The sequence below is a fragment of the Longimonas halophila genome (genome assembly GCF_002554705.1).
Lineage (GTDB): Bacteria > Bacteroidota > Rhodothermia > Rhodothermales > Salinibacteraceae > Longimonas > Longimonas halophila.
Window position 1 is genome coordinate 564,586 of the sequence record NZ_PDEP01000001.1, and the last position, 24,674, is coordinate 589,259.

Genomic DNA, 24,674 nt, shown 5'->3' on the forward strand with positions numbered 1-24,674 from the left:
TGAGCGAGTGGGTAGCTTGACAAACGAGACAGGGTCGATCTACGACGAACTGCGGGGCGAAGGCGCGACCGGAACGAATGCACGGGGCAAGTGATCGGCCTCTGCATCCTCCGTAATAACATACACATGGTCATCAGGTTGGAAGCGAATGGCTCCGCGGGGCGCAATAAGCCTTCCGTTGCGCACCACAGCGGCGATTACCATCTGGGCTGGGATGTCGAGATCGGCAAGGCGCTGGCCTACGGCGGGCGCATCGGGCAGAAGCCGCAGGTCGAGCACGGCGCTGCCGGGGGGCGCTGCCCCAATGAGTTCGATGCGAAGCGGCTCCTCGGGCTCGGGGGCGCCTGTGAGGCCCAGCCAGCGGGCCAGTGGGGCAATGCTCAGCCCTTGCACGGCGGTGCCCACCACCACGCACACAAAGGTTACGTTGAAGATGAAAGTGCTCCCGGGCACGTCGTTCAGAAGCGGGACGAGCGCTAAGATAATGGGCACAGCGCCTTTGAGTCCGGCCCACGAGAGGAGCACCTGCTCGCGCCAGCTAAACCGAAACCGCTTGTGCAGAAGCCCCAGCGGCGCAATCGTAAGCATCACCGAGAGCGGGCGTGCCACCAGGATGAGTCCGACGGTAAGGAGGAGCGCGGTAGGAATGTGCGGAACGAGCTCGGCAGGGACCACGAGCAGGCCCAGCAGCACAAACATGAGGATCTGCGCGCCCCAGGCCATGCCATCCATGAAGGACTGGATGTTATGGCGATGCACCAGCGGGCGGTTGCCCAGCACGATGCCCACCATGTAGATGGCGAGGAAGCCGTTTCCGCCCACGAGTTCGGTGAACGCGTAGGTGAGGAGCCCACCCGCCAGGGCAAGCACCGGATAGAGGCCCACGCTATCGACCTCTACGCGGTTGATGACCACAACGAGCCCGCGCCCCATGCCATAGCCGAGGACGGCTCCGGCTCCCAGCTGCAGGACCACGCCCCCCACGAGTGAGCCCAGGTTGGCCTCGCCCGTTGTGATGATTGAGGCCAGGAGCAGCGTCAGGTAGATGCTGATGGGGTCGTTGGTGCCCGACTCGGTTTCGAGCACGCCCTGTAGCCGTTTCGGGAGGCCACAGCCTTTGAGTACGCTGAAGACCGCGGCAGCGTCGGTGGGAGCGAGCACGGCCCCCAGGAGCAGTCCGCTAAGCCAGTCGAGCGGCGTCAGCAGGTAGGCGAGCCCGCCGATAAGCGTCATTTTGAGGAGCACGCCCACGGTGGAGAGCATCCCCGCGGGCACGATGGAGTCGAGGAAGAGGCGGGCGTCTGTATCCAGCCCGCCACTGAGTAGGATGACCGCCAGTGCGAGCAGGCCCACGTTCAGGCTCAGCGCGTAGTCGGTGAAGTCGACGCCCGCCGTTCCGGCGATCATGCCCACCCCAACGAAGAGCACGAGCGCGGGCACGCCCATGTGCTGCGCAAAGCGCGTGCTTAGGATGGCGGCGATGACAAGTAAACTGCCCAGCAGAACGTACAGCGACACAGGCACACGGAGCGGTGAAGAAGGCGGGCGGGAACGTGGTTAGCGCGGCGGGCGCGCCGTTTGCACCTGCAGCAGGCGATCGGTGCCCACACGGGCATCGCGATAGTACACGAAGGTCAGATACTGCCGCGCGTAGCGTAGCGAGGCCCGTTGCAGAACGCGCTGCAGCCCGGCATCGGTGGTCTCATAGCGATAGGCATGCAGGCCCTGTTTGATGCGTAGCGTAGCGGTGTAGTGTTCGGCCTGCGCATCCCACTGCATGGGGACGCCCTCGGGAGCAACGGGTCCGTTTAGACGAACCGCGCCCTGCACCGGCACGGCATCGGGCGGCACAAGGGCGAACTGTACGTCCACGTAGTCACCCGAGAGTTCGCCGTCGGACACGCCACGCAGCGCGTCTCGAATGACGGAGGGTCCGCCCACCGCCGCCGGTTCACCCTCAAGCACGCGGGCACGGTCGGGGTCGAGCACCACGCGGGGCGGACGCCGCTGGCGGTCGACCCGGGCAATGCGGATGCTGGTCCGCAAGTTGCTCAGATCCAGTTCAAGCGCGGGGATCTCGGGGGCAAACGCGGCCTCGCGGTCGAGTTCGAAGCCGAGTTGGGGTTGTGCGTTGAGCAGTGGTCGCGTGCTGCAGCGGGGCGCTTCGAGCATGACGTCACGCGCAAAGCAGACGGTATAGCCATACGGATTGCCCTGCAGATCGTCGGGCGGCGTAAACCGCAAGGTGGGGCGGAGCGGCGCGCGGGCCGTGCCCGGCTGGCGCAGCGCCTCCAGTTCCAAATCGCCTGCCGCCTCCTGCTCACTCACGTAAAACGGGCGCTCAAACAGCACGGCGTCGCGGTTGCCCTGCTCGGTCACGCGCACAATGTAGTTGCCGCTCACCGTAAAGCCAATGCTGTCGTTGGGGAATTCGTACGTGTAGTGCACATACGGCACCTCGGTGCTGCGGGAAAAGCGGTAGTCGAGCAGCCGGTCGGAGGCGAAGCTCTGCATGTATTGCGAGGGCGTCAGGTCGCGCCGCCACGTGCGATCGGCGTGGATGAAGTACACGCTGAGCGGACGCCCGTCGTCTACGAGCAGGTCAAACTCCAGCGTCAGGGGGGCGCCGCCTTGCATCGACAGCACCGGCAGGGCGCGCTCGTCCTCGCCACGATAGAGCTGCACGGTGCGTACGGTAGAGTCTGCAGGAGCCAGCAACGCCCGGGGGGCGCGCGGTTCCTCAGGAGATGAGGTAGCATTTTCGCTGGTTGCGCACCCCCCTGTGAGCAGCGCCAGGAGCACCAGCAGAAGGCCCAGCCCGTAGGCCCAGGGGCAGAACGATCCGGGCGGCGACATCCCGGCAGGACACGAAGGGCACACAGACATGAGCGTATACACGTTGTACAGGAAGGAGGACGAGCAGCGCATGCGCGCTACGTCGTGCTGAACGAACCCTGTTGCTTACGGTTCGGGCGGGTCGTCCACCGCGCAGGCCGCTACCGGCGTGCCGGTGCGCATCCACGCTGCACGCCGGATTTCGTGCGTTACAACGCCATACAGCGGACGCGCATTTTGGGCGTAGGCTTCTGTTCGGGCCGTACATGCGGCCTCGTACAGGGCATCTGCATCGCGCTGACGGCGGGCGGCCTGTACGGTACCCAGGTGGATGCGCAGGCGCCACGTATTCCGCCATCCTTGCGGCATCTCCGCCGTGCGCAGCGTATCCAGATGGCGCGTTCGGTGGAGGCGCACGTCCAGCGTATCCGACGAAAGCGGCGCCTCAAACGCCCGAAGTCGCTGCTGCCACGTAGAGTCGGCGCGCGGCCCCGAAGCGTCTGCATCGAGCGCACGGGCAATGTAGCGCGTGCGGGCTTCGATGGCAGCGCGCGGCGTGGCCTGCTCGGCCCGCCGGTACGCCTGGGCGGCACGATTCCAACGTGCGTGGCGAGCGTGGCTCTGCGCGAAGAGGGCCCAGTCTTCGGCTTGCCACGCCTCCGCATCGCCCAGCGCCTGGGTCACGCTGTCGGGCGGCTGCGTATCCACCTGAATGCGCGCCAGCAGGCGACGCGCTGGTGTGAAGTCTGGGTGGTCGTCTATCACCGCGTGCAGGGTCTGTCGCGCGGTCGTGGTGTCTTCGCGGCTAAGATCAGCCTGCGCCTGCTCATAGCGCGCCTGGGCTGGAATCGGTTTGTAGGGGCAGTCGAGCGCAAAGAACCCGGGGATGCGAAAGCGCCGCTGCGCCACCGGACGCGCCTCGGTATCCACCTGCGGCTGTCGTTGAAGCTGATCCAGCCACGTATCTGTAAGCGCGGCGATGGAGCATCCAGTGGTTGCGTCCAGATTGCCCCAGGCATACGCCTCTGCAATGGCATCGTGGCCGTGCGTATCCGCTACCGATGCGACAAACGAACCAAACACCGTGTACGACACCCCGCCGGGGGCGCTCCAAAAGCCCCAGGGCGTGGCGCGCTGCTGTACCATCTGGGCCCGGCGGTCCAGTTCGCCGGGAGACGTCGCCGCCAGCACCTGATCGTGGGGCGGCGGACGGCGCGTGGGAGCGTCGAGCGCCACGGCCCAACCCTCCACCAGCCCCACCGACCACGACGCGTTGACGACGGGCAGCCCGTACGGGCGTGTCATGAGGTGGGCCATTTCGTGAGGCATGGAGCCGTACCGCTGCATGAGCAGATGCATCTGCGGCGTAGCCAGCCACACCGGGGCCACGCTGGTGGTGTGTGCTCCCGTGAGCCGGGCGCGCGTCTCCGCATCCGGATACAGGTACACCTGGATGCCGGTGGGCGCCTCGGATCCTGCCTTCAGGTCGTGTGCCAGACGGGCGCGTTCAAACTCCAGGTCGTCTCCAATGCGCGCAACGGTAGACGAATCAATTGCCTCCGCGTCGTAATGCACGTCGAAATGTTCGGTGGTATGCTGCGCACCCAGCGCGTGCTGGATGCGCGGGGCCGACGTGTTGATGTGCAGCGCATCGGCATAGACATAAGCGCCAACTAACGCCACGGCGGCTGTGCTTGCCATGACTGCCGCGCCCACCGACCACCGGCCCTGGCGCAGCGCATATCCACGCGCTACCAGGAGTGCGGCCCAGAGCAGCGTCGTGCCCCGAAAGGCGATGAGTCCGGGCCGGAACGGCAGGAAACGGTCGTAGATGGGTGCGAGTACGCCGCCAAACACATGGTTGTACGTGTAGAACTGCGGATGCAGCCCGATGTCGTACACCGGGCCCGCGATGGCAATGAGCCCTCCAATGCCCAGCAGCTGCGCCGTCGCATATCGCGTGGAGCGGCTCGTGAGCCAGTAGGCCAGCGCTACGGCGAAGAGCGCCGAACACAGCGGGAAGAGCAGGAAGTAGCCGACCCCGGCTACCAGATCGCAATGCGCGCGCCACAGCCCTGGCATCAACAGCCCCACGAGTGGGATGCTCAGAAAAGCGACGGCTGCGCGGGTTACGTGTGGCAGGGACCGCGTGGTGCCTGCAAACTGGCGCACAGCAAACACCCCGCTTCCTACAAATGCCGTAACGGCCCAGACCACCCCGGCGGGGTAGTGCAGCGTGGCCAGCGGGGGCACACTCCAACAGAGGATCGCCACCGCTACGTATCCACCGATAAGGAGTCGCGTTGTCATGCGCGCTGTGTACGTATTGGCAGGCAGCCGAGCATGCACATCCCGGCACGTGCTAAATCAGGCTAAAGGTAACGCCAACCGAGAGCACCTCTTTGATCTGCACCGCATCGCTCACATTTTCGTTGTAGAGCGCAACGAACTCCAGTTCGGTGCTCAGCCAGTCATTCACCCGTAGCGACACGTTGTTCTCCCACGTCACATCGGGCGGGCTCTCGATTTCGTTGAATGAGAAGAACACGTTCAGCGTTGAGCGCCAGCGGACGTTTTCCATGATCTCAACATCAACAACATTGTTGAGCTCAGCCCCCGCTTCCAGACGCAGAAAATCGTTGGTGTCCACATCGTAGAGCGGGCGCAGCTCCTGGTCTTTCACAATGGTCTGCTTCATAGCACCACCAGCCCGCAGCATGTACCACGACGCGGGCTCGTACGTTAGACCAAGCGACTGCGTAAAGAACGCAGGCGACAGGAAATTAGACACCAGCACCGGCGTTTCGCGGTTTACGTCGTCATCGAAGGGGTCCTCATCGTAGTTAAACCCCTTTACGAACTGCGTACGCAGCACAGAAGCAAACGTCGGATTGAACAGCTTGAAGAAGTCGTCGCCAATGTAGCGCTGGGCCATTTGCAGGCGCAGTACATCTTCGGACTTGCGGAACGGCTCACTCTGCTGGTTCAGAAATCCGATGCGAAAGTCACCCCGATACATCTGAGCCAGATGCTCTGTGGCACGGCGTGCCTCGCCAGTAAGCGCCACCGAAAAAGCAACCGACTGCAAGCCCCCTTCCTGCCAGTTGCTATACGCGGCCTGCGAGCCGGAAAAGCGAAGCCCCATGTCGTACGTCCACGGGTGCGGCTCCTCCTCTTGCGGAGGATCCGGTTCGTCGGGTGCGGTGGGGAGCGACTGGCCCTGGGCAACAAGCGGGAGCACACTCATTAGCAGCATGGTGATGAAAAGTCCACTGGCCCATGCAAAGCCGTAGCGCAGCGCTTGAGGCGCCGAATCAGACGTATCAGTATACATGAAACGAAAAAAAGCTATTCTGGAAAGACGGATGATGGTCCTCGGAATGACGTGCAACACACAATACCTGTCGTACACAACTCGGAGCCCATTCCCTGCAGCGGCTGTGTTATCTTGTCAGCAGCGCAGCTGACTTGTCGCGTAGACGCCCCGTATGTACAAATGCCCAGAAGGCGAGTCCGCGCAGATGCGGGCTTGCCTTCTGGGCATCGCCCATGTGCATGGAGCCTCCATACCTAATAACAGGCATTGCGGGGAGGCTCCGCCACAGGGAAGCCAGACAATAAAGCAACTGGCCCAAACGAGCGCTTACAGCTCCTCGTTTTTGATGTCCTGGATTTCCTGTCGGATTTCGTGAGCCAGTTTTTTCAGGGCCATCATGCTCTTCCGAGCACGGGTGCCCGCAGCCTTGTTCTCTTTTTCGTAGAACTTCATGAGGTCTTCCTCAGCGTCTTCTACGAGGCTGGTGAGTTGGCTATAACGTTCTTCAAAAGTGCTCATAGGTGCGTTAAAGCAGGTTTTAAGATTCTAAAGATCGGCGGTTTTAAGCGTCCAAACATAACCCCCCCTTACACCGCATTCAAGCCGGATACGGCGTCTGTGGCGTTTACTCGCATCTTTGACGCCAATTTACCCAAAGGTTCAATCCATGGGCGCAATACGGGTCCCACTTGGTGTATCTCCGCCGAAAAACCCGTTCGTGTTGGTGAGTAGTACAGGCATATGCTGCGCTACGAGCACGTCAACCGCGTTTTTGTGGGGAATGTCGGGATGCGAGGGCGGGCACTCCTCATGCAGGGTACCATCGTCGGCTTGCAAGCCCGGCGTATCATCCGGGTGGAAAAATACCACACGCACCGGCGGATCGTCGGTCACAGCATCGGCGGCAAAGTGGCGGGCCAGCGCTGCAGCGGCCTCCGGCAGCGGGACCTCTTCGGCAATCGTGTCGGGGTCAGATGCAATCATCGACGAAACCACCGCGACTACGTGTTGCTTGAGAAGCGCATCGAGCCATCCCAGGTTGTTAGCCGCAGCAATAGTGCCGTCGTCGGTGCGGCGCAGTAGCTGGCGGTCGGTGCCCTGAATACCCACCGTGGGCACCACCTGGTCGGTAAGCGTCGCCACAATAGACTGGTTGGTTTCGCGCAAGTCGCGCTCCACCAGGCGGCGCTGCTCCTCCGTCTCTACCGGCAGTAGTCCGTTCTCGCGCTCTATGAACTGACCCTCGGCCTCAAACGTGCGCTCTACCTTCTCACTACTGCCGTGTACGATCAGCGCTCGCCGATGGCCCACCGGATGCTTATGAAACTGCTGCGCCAGCGCCTCCAGAAACAGCGGATCGCTGACGTGTTCGGTGTCCAGGTACAAGATGTAAAGCACGGAAGCAAGCAGGGGGTTAGGCTGAAAAGCAAATGCGCATGACCAACGAGCACGCCAAGCCTGTGGTTCGCCTATCCGATGGAGCGTATGCCCTCAGGCACGTTCCACAGGAGACAGGGCCCACCGGCCTGTTATTTCATACCGCATGTATTGACGATGCGACGGCTGTGTGCTTCATTGATACGTGCGCCTCGCACGGCCTGGCCCTTCGGTGCCTCTTCGCCTGCTCGTTCCGCCCGACTCCTGCTGCTATGGACGACTTTTGCCATCTGCATTGCCACACCCAGTACTCGCTGCTCGACGGCGCTGCTGGCATCGACACCATGATCGACCGGGCCCGCCAGAAGCAGATTCCGGCGGTGGCCATCACCGACCACGGCAATCTGTACGGCGTGCCTGAGTTTTACACCACAGCGCGCGACAAGGGGGTGCAGCCGATCATTGGATGCGAGTTCTATCTAACGCCCAGTGGCATCCACGACAAGAAAGACAAGACCCGCTACCATCAGGTGCTGCTGGCCAAGAATGAGGTTGGCTACCACAACCTAATCAAGCTGTCGTCGAAGTCGTACACCGATGGCTTCTACTACAAGCCGCGCATCGACCACGGGCTGCTGCGCGAGCATCACGAAGGACTTATCGCCACTACCTGCTGCCTGCAGGGCGAAGTGCCCCAGGCAATCTTGAACAAGGGAGAGGAACGGGCGCGCGAGTTGTTTGAGATGTACCTCGACATCTTCGGCGACGACTACTACATCGAGTTCCAGGACCACAACATCGACGATCAGCACACCTGCAATGAGGTGCTGGTACGCTGGGCCCGCGAGTACGATGTGGCCGTTGTTGGCACTAACGACGTGCACTACGTCGACCAGGAAGACGCCGAAGCGCAAGACGTGATGCTCTGCCTCCAAACAGGCAAGCAGTACAACGACCCGAACCGCATGCGCTTCGAGAACGACCAGTTCTACATGAAGGGCGCGCATGAGATGGTCGACGCGCTCTCGGATCTGCCCGATCCGATCCAGCAAAATGCTCTCACCAACACTGCGGAGGTCGCCGCCAAGTGCGACTTTGAGCTGCCCATGGGCGACCTGCTCATGCCGCACTACCCCATCCCCGACGCGTTCGACGACGACATGGACGCGTACCTGCGCCATGTGGCGTTTGAGCGGGCGAAGCAGCGCTACCCCGAACCACTCTCTCAGCGCGTGGTCGACCGGCTGAACCACGAGCTGGGCATCATCAAAGAAATGGGATATGCGGGCTATTTCCTTATTGTGCAGGACTTTACCGATGCCGCCCGCGACCTGGGTGTGCGTGTGGGTCCGGGCCGTGGATCCGCTGCCGGGAGCTGCGTGAGCTACTGCCTGGGCATCACCAACGTGGATCCGCTCAAGTACGACCTGCTGTTTGAGCGCTTCCTGAACCCCGAACGCGTGTCGATGCCCGACATCGACATTGACTTCGACGACCGGGGCCGCTCGAAGGTCATCGACTATGTGGTCGACAAGTACGGGCGCGAGAACGTGTGCCAGATCATCACTTTTGGCACGATGGGAGCCAAGACGGTGATCCGCGACGTGGCCCGCGTGCTCGACATCCCCCTGAGCGAGGCCGACCGCATTGCCAAGATGGTGCCCGACGGCGTGGGCGTGGACCTCGACGACGCCTACGAGGACGTCCCCGAGTTCCGGCAACTAAAACAGTCGGACAACCCCAAGATTCGCAAGATGATGCAGTATGCCGACGTGCTGGAGGGCTCGGCGCGCCACACCGGTGTGCACGCGGCGGGCGTTATCATTGCGCCGGGTGAAGTGAGCGATTACGTACCCGTCAGCGTGTCAAAGAGCAAGGGCGAAAAGGTCATCACCACGCAGTACGATGGCGACTGGGTCGAGGAGTTCGGCCTCTTGAAGATGGACTTCCTGGGCCTGAAGACCCTTACCGTTATCAACGACACGCTCGATCTTATCCAGAAAAAGCATGGCGTGGAGATCGACATCGACGAGATCCCGCTCGACGATGAGGACACCTACGAGCTGTTTCAGCGTGGAGAAACGGTATCCATCTTCCAGTTTGAGTCGACCGGCATGCGCGAGTGGCTGCGCAAGCTGAAGCCGACGGAGCTCAACGACCTTATTGCGATGAACTCGCTCTACCGTCCGGGTCCGATGGAGAACATTCCGTCGTACATTGCCCGCAAGCACGGCAACGAGGAGGTCGAGTACCCGCACCCGATGCTTGAGGAGATCCTGGAGCCGACATACGGCATCCCGGTGTACCAGGAGCAGGTCATGCAGATGGCCCAGGAAATGGGTGGCTTCAGCCTGGGCAAGGCAGATATTCTGCGGAGGGGAATGGGCAAAAAAAAGAAGAAAGTTGTGGACAAAATGAAGAATGAATTTGTCCAGGGAGCTCGCGCTCAGGATGTCTCCGATGCCACCATCGAGGAGGTGTGGGAGTTGATGGCCAAGTTTGCCGGGTACGGGTTTAACCGCTCGCATGCTGCGGCCTACTCCATCGTTGCGTACCAGACGGCGTATCTGAAGGCCCACTACCCGGCCGAGTTCATGGCAGCAGCCATGACGAACGACATCGGCAACAACGACAAGCTGAGTGTGGTGCTGGAGGAGGCCCGCACGCTGGGCATCGAGATCCTGCCGCCCTCTATCAACCGCAGCGATGTGCAGTTTACGGTAGACCAGGGCGCCATTCTGTTTGGCATGGGCGCAGTGAAGGGCGCTGGCACGGGAGCCGTAGAAGCGATCATTGAGACACGCGAGGAGCACGGCCCCTTCAACACGATCTGGGACCTCACGAAGCACCTGGATCTGCGTACCGCAGGCAAGCGCACGCTGGAGGCCCTCGTGAAGGCGGGGGCGCTCGACGAACTCGAAGGCCACCGCGCCCAGCTCCTTGAAGCGGTGGACATCGCCGTTAAGTATGGACAGAAGGTACAGGCCGACCGCGCGGCAGGACAAAACTCGCTCTTTGGCGATGGCGGCATTGGCGGAGATGAGATGGAACCGTCTTTACCCGATACCGAGCCGTGGGCCAAGGGGAAGAAGCTCAAAGCCGAACACGAGGTTATCGGCGTCTACGTATCGGGGCACCCGCTCGATGAGTACAAGGCCGAGGCAGAAGCCTTCGCCAGCGCCCACTTCGGCGAAACCGAGGCCCTGGAACGGGCCATTGCCCACACCCAGAGCGGCGACGGACGCAATCGCGGTCCGGTACGCACATTCTGCGGAATCATTACGGAGGTCAACCGCCGCACCACCAAAAACGGCAAACCCATTGCCTTCGCGAAGGTCGAGGACTTTACGGGGCAGGGCGAGTTGGTCTGCTTTGCGAGCGTGCTCGACCGCATCCAACCGTACCTGAACGTAGACGACGTGGTGCTCGTGAAGGGCAACGCGGAGGTGCGTGGCACCTCGGTGTCGGTCATTGTGCAGGAGGTCTTCCCGATGTGGAAGGTCCGCGAGCGTCTGGTGAACGAGGTCGTGCTTGAAGTGGATGCCGACCTGCTCGACCGCTCCACCCTAAATCGCCTGCGCGACCTGTGCACCGAGCACCGCGGCAACTGCACGCTATACTTCGACGTGAACGCCCCCGAGCTACGCGGCCCAGAACGGCTACGGAGCCGCAAGTTTGTCGTCGAGCCCACATCGGGCTTCATGCGTGGCGTGAAGCAGCTCTTCGGCAATGACGCCGTGACGCTGAAGGGGAACCAGTAAGGAGCGCTCAAGGCATGTCGGGTATGGCGGCAGCATCACGTTGTATTTCGTGTTGTACACGACCTACAGACAAGGCATACCCATGTAAAAGCCCCGACAGGAAATCCACGCCTGTGGATATCCTGTCGGGGTCTAATTTTGAACAGTTGTGATGGCGTGCTACGTGGCGTAGCACACCACTCGCGTTAGCAGATCAATAGCCGTTCGGCGCATACACGGCATACCCACGCGGCGGTGCCCAGAGGTCTACCGAGCCATTGCCGTCAGTCCACTTATTTTGGGGCTGCGGTTCTTCTACGCTGCTTCCCCACGCGTATGCATGCAGTTCGGTATTCGCCCATTGCGTGTTGACGGTCGTGCCTTTCCAATCGTTTGGATCGTCGTTAAGCACCAGCACCAGGCCAGGCGATCCGTCGCGCTGCATCATATACAGATCCTCGTCGGCGTGCAAGAGCGTAGAACCGCCATCAGCCAGCGTCTGGTAGACCCAGATGAGCTGTGCGATGCCGGTTGCTTCGCCACGGCGTGCCAGGCCGTAGTTGTAGTAGTCTTTCCAGAAGACCGTTGGCACCCCTTCGTGCGTCAAGATGGTGGCATACGCCATGCGTTTGTCTTGCACGATTGGATCGTCTTTGTCCGTATCGTGGTTCTCCACAAACGTGACGGTATGAAACGGCACGTCAAAGAGCATGCCCGAGCCCCACAGGTTGCGCATGTCGTAGTTTCCACTTCCATCGTTTGCCATAGCTTGCAGGCTATAGAAGAAGGGGAAGTCGAATACGCTCGCCGTGTAATCGATGTCATTGAGCCACTGGTGAAGCAAGTCCTTATTGCCGTCCCAGAACTCGCCGACGCCGAATCCGCCTACATTCTGTTGCAGCTCCCGTACAACGCTCGGGTTAAGTCCTTTCACGAAGTCGTAGCGCCAGGCGTCAAACCCAATCGTGTCATCAAGCCATTGCTGGTGATCCTGCACCACATTGAATGTTTCCGGATTGGCATGCGCCAGGTCCGAGAAACCAGCAAAGGTCCCGGCATCCGAATCGGCATAGGTGGAGGGGTGGAAGTTGTTGTAATCGAACGTGTACTCTCCACTGGCGGGCTGGAAGTCAGTGTACGTGGAGTCGCCTACATTGGGGTTGTATTCCAAGTCGCCGCCCGAGTTATGATTGAACACGATGTCTGCCATCAGTGTGATGTTCTCCTGATCGGCCACATCCACGAGTTGCTCTAATTCCTGACGGCTTCCGAACCACGTTTCCGTCCCGCATTTCTGGTTGTATTCACCCAGGTCAAAGTAGTCGTATGGGTCATAGCCCATTGACGGGCAGTTTTGGGCTTTGTGGGCAGGCGGAAGCCACATGTGTGTGAACCCATCGTCAGCTAACTCAGGAATACGGGTGCGAACGAAATCCCACCATTCGCCATCGCCGACATCTGCCGGGCTGTCCCAGTAAAAACCCTGGAGAAGCACCGGAGGCTTATCGTGAGAGGAAAAGATCGAAGGCGCCTCCATGTCGGGTCCGTCGGTCGACGGCTCCGTCTCATCGACAACAGTCGAGTCGTCACATCCGGCAAAAAGCAGAACGGATGCAAGAAAAAGCGCTTTCAGTAACGGAATACTGCGCGTTAGTGGTATCATCGTACAGTTGCAAAAGGTCAGTGAACGAAGTATGAGAACGACGTATCACTACATATAGGGCTGTGCTCTGTTGAAGAGTTCAGCACGCTACGCCGGGTAGACAGAACGGCCAAATTGTGCACGCTACAACCGTATTTTGAATCCCGTGGTGGAAGGGGGCATCCATCTACGTAAGGTGCACAACCTGAGGCTGAAGTGTTACAAAAACATGATGTAAGCGCTTACAGCCTGTAACCGCTTACATACTACTATCCCGTTAACAAAATGTCAAGGAGCCCATAATATAAGACCCTGACACGTCAGAATGGCTTTTTTGCCTTGTGCTATCTCGATTTCTCAACATGAGCGCACGGAGCAAGGAGACAGGAGTGATCCAATAACTTGCTTTCCCCTCAATTTAAGTAACCGCTTACATTTACGGGTGCGCCTAATGGCTTCAGCGTGGAAGCATCAGATAAGGGCAACTAAAAAGCGCCGCTCACCAGTGTCTGGGAGCGGCGCAGATCTGCTGTAGTGATGTGTCATGGAATACTGCCATACCGCGGGCTACTCCATCACATCAAGTAGCGGTCCCCCGCAGTGCTCTGAAGCTTCGTCGGTTTCCTCCAGGCAGGCCTGCATAGGACGCATTACGTTGTCTTGGAAGTTTTCCACGAGGTCGGCATTACGATCAACGGGAAAGAATACCTTCTTGTCTACAACATCGGGGTTCGGGTTGTTGGTAAACGCGAACGAGAGCAGGCACTGCTCCTCATCAGCAGGCTCTTCAACGGTGTACACGCCCCCCAGACGGCGGTTCAGCTGCCCCATCATCTGGGCTGATTCGCACGACGCGACGCGCTTGGAGAAGCATTCGATGCTAAGACACGTGTTCGAGCTCAACGAGTGAGGCATATACGAACCCGGGGCGTCCCACGAAGCCAATGCGTTCAGATCGTAGCTCTCAAAGAGCGAGCGAAACAGAGCCGGCTCAGCAGCCCCTTCCGTCATCGTGAACACGAGGAACTGATCGATTAGACTAATGGCGACGGCGTTCCCCCCTTCGCTCATGTAGTGCACAGTATGCCCCTGTATGTCCCATTCTTCGGTGTGCCAGTCTTCCGACTCAGTAGCCCCTTGCATCTGTAATGAGCTTATCTGCATGGCTCCTTCTTCAACGCTGGACCCGTATGCCAATGCCAGGGACAATGAGCCGTCTACCTCGGGATGCGTGTATACTCCGCGGCTTCGGAGGCCGTCGTCTTCGGGCTCAACGTGCTCTAACGAGGCCTCTCCCAGCGACGCTGGAAAGAGCGTCTCCAGATCTTCGCTTGTCATTAAGCACGCTATGCTGAGGCAGGTGCCAGCCGCGAAGGAGTGGCGCGGGGGCGAACCCGGCGCCTCCCACGACGCCAACGCATCCAAATCATATTGCTCGAAGAGACTCCGCATCAGTGCGGGCTCCACATCCTGCTCGGTCATGAAACCCACCAGGAACTGATCGACAAGCACAACGGCAAGGGTTCTCCGGTTGTCCGCCTGGCGACCATCCGTGCCGCTTTCCCCAGGGCTTTCAGTAGCCCTTCCCCTGTCCATCTCGCGAACATTCATGTAGTGCACATTGCGGCCCTGGATGTCCCACTCTTCGGTCTCCCAATCCTCGGACTCCATCTTCATGGACGTCAATTCCGCCACCATTCCCTCGACAGTGGCTCCGTATGCCAGCACCAACGCCAGGGGGCTGTCGACATCCGGATGCGTGTACATTCCGACGCTACTAAGCCCGGATTCCGGTTCAACTTGTTCCAATGAGGCTGCGCCGAGCGACTCCGGAAAGAGCGGCTCAAGTGCATCTCCAGCCTGTTCATTGTCGCTGACGTCGTCGCCCCTGACACCGTCTTGTGCCAGCACGGGTGCAGCGCCACATCCCAGCAGCACGCCCACAATGAGCAGCGTTCCGATCTTTTGGAGCAAATACATGATCTACGTATGTTTGAATTAGGTCAGTGAGCGGTAGCATCCAGAGTCAGAACACGCCATAGGCGACCTTTACAGGGTGACCTCCTACGGCTGGCCTGGTGGCGTCTGCTACCCAAAGTGATATTGTAATTGCATCCTATTAGTACACTGCGGGAAAGCAGCGACTGCCCGGACACGCAAAACGTCTTTATACCCAAGGACCTACCCGAAATCCAGGTAGTGGGTAGGCGCTGCGTGATGGGACTATCGGACACTGTAGATTTGTCTTTTTCGCCCTCCCTTTATTCCGCTTCGCCTCATCCGTCGTCCTGCAGACTCGGGTGGGTTTCTCCTCCTTCTTCAAGCAGGTAGAGGTCCAGAGGATCACGCCTTTGGCGAAACTCGATAGACAGAGGGGGGTGAACTGGCTCCGATGATGCTGGCCATATGGCAATCACTTATCATTGAACCGCTGCCCAAACGCGAAGGTTAGATGCGTTCTCTGGATAGAGCCGTTCGAAAGCGCTAACTCGTTGACGAAGCAATGACTTGTCGTTACACTTAACAAGCCCACCCTCACCTTTTCCACCGCTTCCGTCCCCCTACCGGCATGGCCGTCAAGAAGTCCGAACTGTATAGCTCGCTCTGGAAAAGCTGCGACGAGCTGCGCGGCGGCATGGATGCCTCGCAGTACAAGGACTATGTCCTGACGCTCCTCTTCGTCAAATACGTCTCCGATCAGTACGACAGCAGTCCGTACGCCCTCATCCAGGTGCCGGAAAACGGGTCGTTCGACGACATGGTCGCCCTGAAAGGCGATAAGGAGATCGGCGACAAGATGAATAAGATCATCGGACGGCTCGCGGAGGCCAATAAGCTGAAGGGCGTCATCGACCTGGCCGACTGGAACGATGAGGACAAGCTCGGCAAGGGCAAGGCGATGGTCGACCGGCTGTCGAATCTCGTCGGCATCTTTGAGAAGCTGGATCTGCGCGACAACCGCGTCACGGGCGATGACCTGCTCGGCGATGCGTACGAGTACCTGATGCGCAACTTCGCGACGGAGTCGGGCAAGTCCAAAGGCCAGTTCTACACCCCGGCGGAGGTATCGCGCGTGCTGGCAAAAGTGGTCGGTCTCCCGGAGGACGCCCCCGCCAGCCAGAGCGTCTACGATCCCACCTGCGGCTCGGGCTCGCTGCTCCTGAAGGTGGCGGCAGAAGCCAATGGCGATGTGTCGCTCTACGGGCAGGAGATGGACAACGCCACGGCGGCGCTCGCACGGATGAACATGATCCTGCACGACAACCCCACGGCGGAGATCTGGCAGGACAATACGCTGGCGTCGCCATACTGGACCGAGGATGACGGCAGCCTGAAGCGATTCGACTTCGCGGTGGCGAACCCGCCGTTCTCGTACAAGTCATGGAGCAATGGGCTGAAGCCGGAGAACGATGAGTTCGACCGGTTCCAGACGCATGGGGTGCCGCCGTCCCGCCGTGGCGACTACGCGTTCCTGCTGCACATCATCAAATCGCTCAAGGGCGAGGGCCGCGCCGCCGTCATTCTCCCGCACGGCGTGCTCTTCCGCGGAAATGCGGAGGCGGACATCCGGCAGTCGCTCCTGAAGCACGACATCATCGAGGGCGTCATCGGACTGCCGCCGAATCTCTTTTACGGCACGGGCATCCCGGCGTGCATCCTGGTGATGGACAAAAGCCGGGCGCTCCCGACCAACGGACGGGCGCAACACGGAAACGGCGCAACGAAGGGGCAGACACCGGGCGTGTTCATGATCGACGCCAGCCGCGGCTTCCGGAAGGACGGCAACAAGAACCGCCTTCGCGACCGCGACATCCATAAGATCGTGGATGTGTTCACGGAGCGGAAGGAGGTAGACGGCTACGCACGGTTTGTGCCGATGCCGGAGATTGAGGCCAACGAATTTAACCTCAACATCCCGCGCTACATCGACGCAACAGAGGACGAGGACATCCACGACCTGGAGGCGCACTTGAAGGGCGGCATTCCGAATGCGGACCTCGACGACCTGGAGCGCTACTGGACGGTCTTTCCGAATCTGCGGAGCGACCTGTTCTCTCCGGCCCGCCCCGGCTACAGCCACGCGCAGGTCCCGGCCCGCGAGGTGAAGGCGTTCATCCTCGACCACGCGGACTTCCAGGCGTTCGCAGCCTCGGTGCAGGAGCGCACGCAGGCCTGGCGCGAAGCGCACGAGCCCACCATGCGCGGCCTCACCGTCGGGGCCAACCCGAAGGCGTTTATCACGGCGCTCTCGGAGGATCTGCTGGAGCGCTTTGCTGGCGTCCCGCTCGTGAATCGGTACGCGGTCTACCAGCGGCTGATGGACTTCTGGCAGGAGACGATGCAGGACGACGTCTACATCATCGCGCAGGACGGCTGGGCAGCGGGGCGCACCATCCGCACGGCCTACGACGGGGAGGACCCGGACTTTACGATCGGGCGCGGAAAGAGCAAGAAGGAATATGTGGGCGAGCTGATTCCGCCCTCTATCGTCATTGACCGCTTCTTTCCGGAGGCGCAGGCGGAGATTGAGCGGGAGCAGGGCCGCCTGGACGAGGCACAGCAGGCCCTGGATGAGTTTGAGGAGGCGCACACCGGCGAAGGCGAGGCGCTGGACGGACTCGAAGGCAGCCGAGGCGTGACGAAGGGCAACGTGCAGGACCGCGTGCAGGAGCTAAAAAACGAGGCCAAAGACGTATTCGACACGGGCACGGCGTTCTACAAACAGGCCAATAGCCTCACGAAAACGAACTTTGGCACGCGTGAGTGGCAGAAAGGCGTGGACGACCCGGAAGGCATCTTCGCGGAACTGGATGTGCTGTACGACTACCTGAGCCTGTACGACGACGTTACCACCAGGAAAAGCGGGGTGAAGGAGGCACGGGAGGACTTGTACAGGACCGTGCTGGAGACATACCCGGACCTGACGGATGCAGAGGTGAACGACCTCGTTGTCGAAGACAAGTGGATCGCGACCGTCCAAACCGCGGTGCGCGACGAGATCGAACGCATCACGCAGCAGCTCTCCGGACGTGTGCAGGAACTGGAGACGCGCTACGCCGAGCCGCTGCCGGACTTGGAGAATGAAGTGGACGAGCTATCTGATAATGTTGATGAACACTTGGAGGTGATGGGAGCATGGAGTTAAAAACGAAAACCGAGTCGCTTGATATTCCGGAGAGTTGGGAGCAGACGCCGCTAGCTAATATCTGCACCCTTTACAACGGTCGAGCTTTTCATCGGTCGGAGTGGGAGTCGCAAGGTACTCCAGTCATACGTCTCCAAAATCTGACAGGGGGCGATGACTACTACTATTCTACTCTCAAATTACCTCCTAGCAAGTATTGCTCGGAAGGCGACCTGTTGTATATGTGGTCAGCTACTTTCGGACCTACGATATGGAAAGGTCCTAAAGCTATCTATCACTACCATATCTGGAAGGTAGACGTCAAAAACAGTATTGCTTCGAAGAACTTTCTATATTTCAAACTCAGCGAAATCACGCAGCGCTTAAAAGAGCGTGAAACAAGTGGGAGCACGATGCTTCATCTAACGAAGCAGAAAATGGAGAAGACTGACGTTCTGCTCCCGCCCCTCCCCGAGCAGCGCGCCATCGCCGACGCGCTCTCGGACGTGGACGCGCTGATCGAGCGGCTCGACGCGCTCATCGCCAAGAAGCGTGCCATCAAGACGGCCACCATGCAGCGCCTCCTCACCGGCACCCAGCGCCTGCCGGGCTTCGATGGGGACTGGACGACGAAGCGTCTGGGGGAGGTGACGCAGATTGTCAATGGAGGCACACCGAGCTCCAGCGTGGATGCTTACTGGGGTGGCAAAATTCCTTGGTGTACACCGACGGATATTACAGGCACCTCTGGCAGGTTCTTATCCGAAACTGAGCGGAATATCACGGAAAAAGGCCTTGCGAATAGTTCAGCTACTTTATTACCCAAAGGTAGCTTGCTTCTTTGCAGTAGAGCTACTGTAGGTGAAGTAAAAATTGCGACTACGCCGATCACGACGAACCAGGGCTTCAAGTCGCTTATTTGCGATTCGGATACAAGCAACCAGTACCTGTATTACCTGCTGCTAACGATGAAGTCTGACCTGGAGGAGGTATCATCTGGGTCAACGTTTCTTGAGTTGTCAAAGCGGAGCGCCGCGGCACTTGAAATTACGCTTCCTCCGCTGGAAGAGCAAAAAGCCATCGCCACCATCCTCTCCGACATGGACGCCGAAATCGAAGCGCTCCAGGCCCGCCGCGACAAGACGCAGGACATCAAGCAGGGGATGATGCAGGAGCTGCTGACGGGCCGCACGCGGCTGGTGTGATGCGCCCGAAACTTGAATAGCCCCTCCACTATTCCACCTTTCGGCCCCGAACGTTAAATAAGGAGTAGTGGTATTCCAGGTTCGCGTGAAAGACTTTGATGCCGGCACGTACATTCGTCAGGGAAGCTACACCAGCTTCCAGCCCACTCCCATCAACCGGCAGTGGGTGCTGGACGACATGGAGGTGCAGCAGCTCCTGAGCCAGGCCGACCGCCAGCTTGGCCGCCTGGACATGTACTCCGAATATGTGCCCAACCTGGAGCTCTTCATCCGTATGCACGTCGTGAAGGAGGCCACGCAAAGCAGCCGTATCGAGGGCACCCAGACGCGCATCGAAGAAGCCCTGCTCGCACGTGAAGACGTCCCTTCCGAAAAGCGGGACGACTGGGACGAGGTGCAGAATTACATCCAGGCCATGAATCGCGCCGTCGAGGCGCTCGACCGGCTCCCCTTCTCGACGCGCCTCATTCGCGAGACGCATCGCGTGCTCATGCAAGGCGTGCGCGGCCAGAACAAACGGCCCGGCGCGTTTCGCACAAGCCAAAACTGGATCGGCGGCGCCACAGTACGCGATGCCATTTTCGTACCGCCCGTGCACACGAGCATCGCCGACCTGATGAGCGATCTGGAAGCGTTCGTGCACAACGAGGATGTGTTCGTCCCCGAACTGATCAAGATCGCCATCGTCCACTACCAGTTTGAGACGGTCCATCCGTTTCTGGATGGCAACGGGCGTGTCGGTCGGCTCCTCATCACGCTGTACCTCGTGGAGCGCGGCATTCTGAATCGGCCCATCCTCTACCTGTCGGATTTCTTCGAGCGCAACCGAACGCACTACTACGACAACCTGATGCGAGTGCGCGAGAACAACGACATGGCTCAATGGCTGAAATTCTTCCTCGTCGGTGTCATTGAAACAGCCAAGAGCGGCATCGACACGTTCGACGCCATTCTCAAATTGCAAGAGGACGTGGATGAGCTCGTTGAGCCCCTGGGACGCCGCGCCGAGAATGCGCGCAAGGTGATCCGCGCCCTGTACGAGCGCCCCCTCACAGATGCCGAGCGTGTCGCCAGTATCACCGGCCTCTCCATGACCGCAGCCTATAACTTGATTGATGCGATGGAAGACGTCGGCCTCCTTGAGGAAATCACTGGGGCCAAGCGCAACCGGCTGTATTTATTTGAACGGTACACCAATCTATTTACGCTATGAGTCCCGTCGGTCAAATCGAACGCAGCACCCAGGATCGCATCGTCACCCTATTTCGAGATACGCTCGGATATCGGTATCTCGGGGATTGGGGCGATCGGGCGGATAACCGGAACGTCGAGGAAGGGCTGCTTACGCGGTGGCTCGATCAGCAGGGATACGACGCGCCCATCGTGTCTCGTGCGGTCCGCAAGCTAAAGCAGGCGGCGGCCCTCGGCGGCAGCACCACGCTCTACGAGGCCAACCGGGATGTGTACGAGCTGCTGCGGTACGGCGTGAAGGTGAAGCCGGGAGCGGGCGAGCACGCCGTCACCGTCCACCTCATCGACTGGGACACCCCGGAGGCGAACGACTTCGCTGTGGCGGAGGAAGTCACCGTCACCGGCGAGAATACGAAGCGCCCCGATCTCGTGCTGTACGTCAACGGGATTGCGCTCGGCGTGCTTGAGCTCAAGCGCTCGAAGGTCTCTGTGGAGGAAGGCATCCGCCAAAACCTCGACAACCAGAAGAAGGCGTTCATCGAGCCGTTCTTCACGACCATGCAGCTCGTTCTGGCGGGCAACGACACCCAGGGCCTCCGCTACGGGACGATCCAGACGCCCGAGAAGTACTACTTGAGCTGGAACGATGACAACGAGGTGGCTCCAGACCCCGCCTCGGATGCGGTGACCGCGTACGACATCGACCGCGACCTCATCCGGATGTGCAGCAAAGACCGGCTCTTGGGCATCGTCCACGACTTCGTGGTCTTCGACGCCGGTACGAAGAAGATCTGTCGCCCGAACCAGTACTTCGGCGTTCGCGCTGCACAGGAGAACGTCCGCAACCGCCAGGGCGGCATCATCTGGCACACGCAGGGCTCGGGCAAGAGCCTGACGATGGTCTGGCTCGCCAAGTGGATTCGGGAAAACGTGACGGATGCCCGCGTCCTCATCGTCACCGACCGGGTCGAGCTCGACGATCAGATCGAGAGCGTCTTTCAGGGCGTTAACGAAGACATCCACCGCACAGAGAGCGGGTCCGACCTCGTCACCGTGCTCAACGAAACCACGCCGTGGCTCCTGTGCTCGCTCGTGCACAAATTTGGCCGGGGCGAGTCGGAGAAGATGGATGCCTACATCGGCGATGTGAACGAAAGCCTGCCGCCGGACTTCGCGCCGAAGGGCGAGCTGTTTGTGTTTGTCGACGAGGCGCACCGCACGCAGTCCGGCAAGCTGCACGAGGCCATGAAAGCCGTCCTTCCGGATGCGACGTTCATTGGATTCACCGGAACGCCGCTCCTGAAGAACGACAAGCGTCGTACGATTGAGGTGTTCGGCCCGTACATCCACACGTACAAGTTCGACGAGGCCGTAGACGACGGCGTTGTGCTCGACCTCCGGTACGAGGCGCGGGACATCGACCAGGAGCTCACGTCGCCGGAGAAGGTCGACCAGTGGTTTGAGGCGAAAACAAACGGGCTGACCGACGTGGCCAAGCGGCGGCTCAAAGAAAAGTGGGGCACGATGCGCGAGGTGCACTCCTCGAAGCAGCGCCTCGACAAGATCGCGCAAGACATTCAGTTCGATATGAGCATCCGGCCGCGGCTGATGAGCGGGCACGGCAACGCAATGCTCGTGTGCGGCAGCATCTACGAAGCCTGCCGGTTCTACGAAGCGTTTGATCAGACAGATCTGCACGGCAAGTGCGCGATCATAACCAGCTACCGCCCCGCCCCCAGCGACATCAAAGGCGAAGAGAGCGGCGAAGGGCTAACCGAGAAGCTCCGGCAGTACAAAATCTACCGAAAGATGCTGGCCGACTACTTCAACCAGTCGGAGGACGAGGCCATGGGTCGGGCGGAAGAGTTCGAGCAGAAGGTCAAGAACACGTTCGTCAACGACCCGGGCCAGATGAAGCTGCTCATCGTGGTGGACAAGCTCCTGACCGGCTTCGACGCGCCACCGGCCACGTATCTCTACATCGACAAGACCATGCGAGACCACGGCCTGTTTCAGGCGATCTGCCGGGTCAACCGTCTCCACACCGAAGACAAGTCGTACGGCTACATCATCGACTACAAGGACCTCTTCAAGTCGCTGGAGGGCGCAATCAACGATTACACCGGGGGCGCGCTCGACGGCTACGACGAAGAAGACGTTCGCGGACTTCTGAAAGATCGGATCGAGCAGGCCCGTGCGGACCTGGATCAGGCGCTGGAGAAAGTGCGTGCGCTCTGCGAGCCGGTCGATCCGCCGAAAAACACGCCGCAGTACATCCACTACTTCTGCGCAGAAGACACGAGCGACCGGGACGCGCTCAGCGAAAATGCATCGAAACGGGCGGCGCTTTATAAGCACGTTGGCACGCTCAGCCGGACGTACGCCGAGCTCGCCAACGAGATGACCGACGCCGGGTACACGACCGAGGAAGCGCAATCCATTCAGCAGGAAGTGGCCCACTATGAGGATGTGCGCGAGGAAGTGAAGCTCGCCAGCGGCGACTCGCCGGACATGAAGGCGTATGAACCGGCCATGCGTCACCTGCTGGATTCGTACATCCGGGCAGAAGAAAGCCGCGTTGTTTCTACGTTTGCCGACCTTCCGCTCATCGAAGCGATTGTCCAGCGTGGGATTACCGAGGCAACCGAGAATCTGCCGGACGGCGTCAAGAGCCATAAGGACGCGATGGCGGAGACGATCGAAAACAACGTCCGGTCGACGATTGTGGATCGGCAGGACGCAAACCCCAAGTACTACGAGAAGATGTCACGCCTTCTCGACACGCTCATTCAGCAGCGTCGGGCGGAGACCATCAGCTACGAGAACTACCTGAAGCGCATCGAGGAGCTCTCGCGTCAGGTCGTACAGCCCGAGAAGGGCAGTAGTTATCCTGACAAGATCGACACCTCCGCGAAACAGGCGCTCTACGACAACCTTGGGGAAGACGCCGACCTGGCCGAAGACATTGACGAAACCCTGCGGCAGGTCAAGAAGGACGGGTGGCACGGAAATCACTTCAAGGAGCGAGAGGTGAAACGCGCCATTTACGAGAAGCTGGTCAACTACGGCGCGGAAGACCGAACGGAAGAGATTTTCGATCTTGTCAAAAACCAGAGTGACTACTAATGACCGCAGCCGAGCACGCCCACGAAGACGCAGCCGCCGCGATCGAAACGAGTACGCTGGAGGTGAGCGGCATCACGGTAAATGTTGTGCGCAAGGACATCAAGAACGTCCACCTGAGCGTGTACCCGCCCGACGGTCAGGTGCGTCTCGCCGTGCCGCTGCATATCGACAACGACGCAGCGCGCCTGGCTGTGATTGATCGACTGGGGTGGATTCGTCGCCAGCAGAAGGACCTGGATGAGCAGCCGCGCCAATCGAAACGAGAGATGGTGACGGGAGAGAGTCACTACGTCTGGGGCACGCGCTGCCTGCTCAACCTCGTCCGGCACACCGGCCCGAACCGCGTGCACAAGAGCGGCCCAAAGCGCCTCGACCTGTACTGCCGCCCCGATGCCGATGCCGAGCGGCGGCGAGACATCTTAAACACGTGGTACCGCGATCAGGTCAAGGAACGGATGCCAGCCCTCGTCGACGAGTGGACCGCAGCGATGGACGTTCGGCTGAGCGCGTGGGGCGTGAAGCAGATGAAGACGAAGTGGGGCTCGTGCAGCATCGACGCCCGTCGCATTTGGGTGAACACGGAGCTGGCGAAGAAGCCGGTCCAGTGCCTCGAATACATCGTCGTGCATGAACTGGCGCACCTCATCGAGCGGCACCACAACGACCGCTTCCGGGCCGTTCTCGACCGCCACCTCCCCAACTGGCGCCACATGCGCGACCAACTCAACGCCGAACCGCTGGCCCATGAGGACTGGACGTATTGATTGCTACGGGGGCTTTGCCGCGCCAAGCAAGGAATGTATATTTGGGCAAGAAGAGTTCTGGGTAGCGGTTCAACGCTACGTGATGGAGGAAATATACCAGTAGCCGGAGAACGTGCACCGAATGCTTTCGGTGCTGGGAGCACCGTCCGGCGCGGACGTCTCCGGCGGGGCTGATGAGAGCGAACGGGGTAACTTGTGCCGAATGCTTTCGGTGCCGTTCGCCTCAGAAAGGGTTTTTATCAGGAGAGCGATCACTTATCATCTATCTAACGGCATGTGCAGGTTTCCCTTTTTTCTTTGCTGATCGCTTTGTGGCAGAATACGCGGTCCTGACATCCCCCATTCCCTCACGC

The 24,674-nt window shown here is 60.1% G+C and carries 14 protein-coding genes; 6 read left to right on the forward strand and 8 right to left on the reverse strand.

The annotated features are described in order from the left end of the window. Positions 1-39 precede the first annotated feature (39 nt). From CRI93_RS02240 to CRI93_RS02265, 6 genes are all read right to left on the reverse strand, one after another. On the reverse strand, positions 40-1,518 hold the full coding sequence (locus tag CRI93_RS02240) for a potassium/proton antiporter (protein ID WP_176521628.1): 1,479 nt from the start codon (positions 1,516-1,518) through the stop codon (positions 40-42). A gap of 39 nt (positions 1,519-1,557) precedes the next feature. Next, on the reverse strand, positions 1,558-2,886 hold the full coding sequence (locus tag CRI93_RS02245; RefSeq protein WP_176521629.1) for a type IX secretion system plug protein: 1,329 nt from the start codon (positions 2,884-2,886) through the stop codon (positions 1,558-1,560). A gap of 75 nt (positions 2,887-2,961) precedes the next feature. Then, the gene (locus tag CRI93_RS02250) at positions 2,962-5,145 is read right to left on the reverse strand and encodes an A24 family peptidase (protein WP_098060972.1); all 2,184 of its coding nucleotides are present in this window, start codon (positions 5,143-5,145) and stop codon (positions 2,962-2,964) included. Between the two features lie 52 nt (positions 5,146-5,197). Further along, entirely contained in the window at positions 5,198-6,169 is a 972-nt protein-coding gene (locus tag CRI93_RS02255; RefSeq protein ID WP_098060973.1) for a DUF3078 domain-containing protein, read from the reverse strand. Positions 6,170-6,478: 309 nt separating this feature from the next. Next, positions 6,479-6,670: a histone H1 gene (locus tag CRI93_RS02260; RefSeq protein WP_098060974.1), complete on the reverse strand. Its 192-nt coding sequence runs from the start codon at positions 6,668-6,670 to the stop codon at positions 6,479-6,481. Positions 6,671-6,811: 141 nt separating this feature from the next. Next, positions 6,812-7,549: an amino acid kinase family protein gene (locus tag CRI93_RS02265; RefSeq protein ID WP_098060975.1), complete on the reverse strand. Its 738-nt coding sequence runs from the start codon at positions 7,547-7,549 to the stop codon at positions 6,812-6,814. Between the two features lie 251 nt (positions 7,550-7,800). Here CRI93_RS02265 and dnaE point away from each other — a divergent pair, with 251 nt between their 5' ends. Beyond that, positions 7,801-11,289 carry a DNA polymerase III subunit alpha gene (gene dnaE, locus CRI93_RS02270; protein ID WP_098060976.1) on the forward strand — a complete coding sequence of 1,163 codons (3,489 nt, stop codon included), beginning with the start codon at positions 7,801-7,803 and terminating at the stop codon, positions 11,287-11,289. A gap of 193 nt (positions 11,290-11,482) precedes the next feature. Here the strand turns inward: dnaE and CRI93_RS02275 are convergent, their stop codons facing one another. Then, positions 11,483-12,931 carry an alpha-amylase domain-containing protein gene (locus CRI93_RS02275; RefSeq protein WP_098060977.1) on the reverse strand — a complete coding sequence of 483 codons (1,449 nt, stop codon included), beginning with the start codon at positions 12,929-12,931 and terminating at the stop codon, positions 11,483-11,485. A gap of 546 nt (positions 12,932-13,477) precedes the next feature. Beyond that, positions 13,478-14,890, reverse strand: a complete 1,413-nt coding sequence (locus CRI93_RS02280) for a hypothetical protein (RefSeq protein WP_098060978.1) — start codon at positions 14,888-14,890, stop codon at positions 13,478-13,480. Between the two features lie 589 nt (positions 14,891-15,479). Here CRI93_RS02280 and CRI93_RS02285 point away from each other — a divergent pair. From CRI93_RS02285 to CRI93_RS02305, 5 genes are all read left to right on the forward strand, one after another. Next, the gene (locus CRI93_RS02285; RefSeq protein ID WP_098060979.1) at positions 15,480-18,056 is read left to right on the forward strand and encodes a type I restriction-modification system subunit M; all 2,577 of its coding nucleotides are present in this window, start codon (positions 15,480-15,482) and stop codon (positions 18,054-18,056) included. Continuing rightward, positions 18,047-19,240, forward strand: coding sequence for a restriction endonuclease subunit S (locus CRI93_RS02290; RefSeq protein ID WP_098060980.1), 1,194 nt, complete (start codon positions 18,047-18,049; stop codon positions 19,238-19,240). Before CRI93_RS02285 ends, CRI93_RS02290 begins: the two co-directional genes overlap by 10 nt. Before the next feature lie 85 nt (positions 19,241-19,325). Then, positions 19,326-20,453, forward strand: coding sequence for a Fic family protein (locus tag CRI93_RS02295; RefSeq protein WP_098061057.1), 1,128 nt, complete (start codon positions 19,326-19,328; stop codon positions 20,451-20,453). Continuing rightward, positions 20,450-23,557 carry a type I restriction endonuclease subunit R gene (locus tag CRI93_RS02300; RefSeq protein WP_098060981.1) on the forward strand — a complete coding sequence of 1,036 codons (3,108 nt, stop codon included), beginning with the start codon at positions 20,450-20,452 and terminating at the stop codon, positions 23,555-23,557. Before CRI93_RS02295 ends, CRI93_RS02300 begins: the two co-directional genes overlap by 4 nt. Further along, the gene (locus tag CRI93_RS02305; protein WP_098060982.1) at positions 23,557-24,321 is read left to right on the forward strand and encodes a M48 family metallopeptidase; all 765 of its coding nucleotides are present in this window, start codon (positions 23,557-23,559) and stop codon (positions 24,319-24,321) included. Before CRI93_RS02300 ends, CRI93_RS02305 begins: the two co-directional genes overlap by 1 nt. The last annotated feature ends 353 nt before the right edge of the window (positions 24,322-24,674 follow it).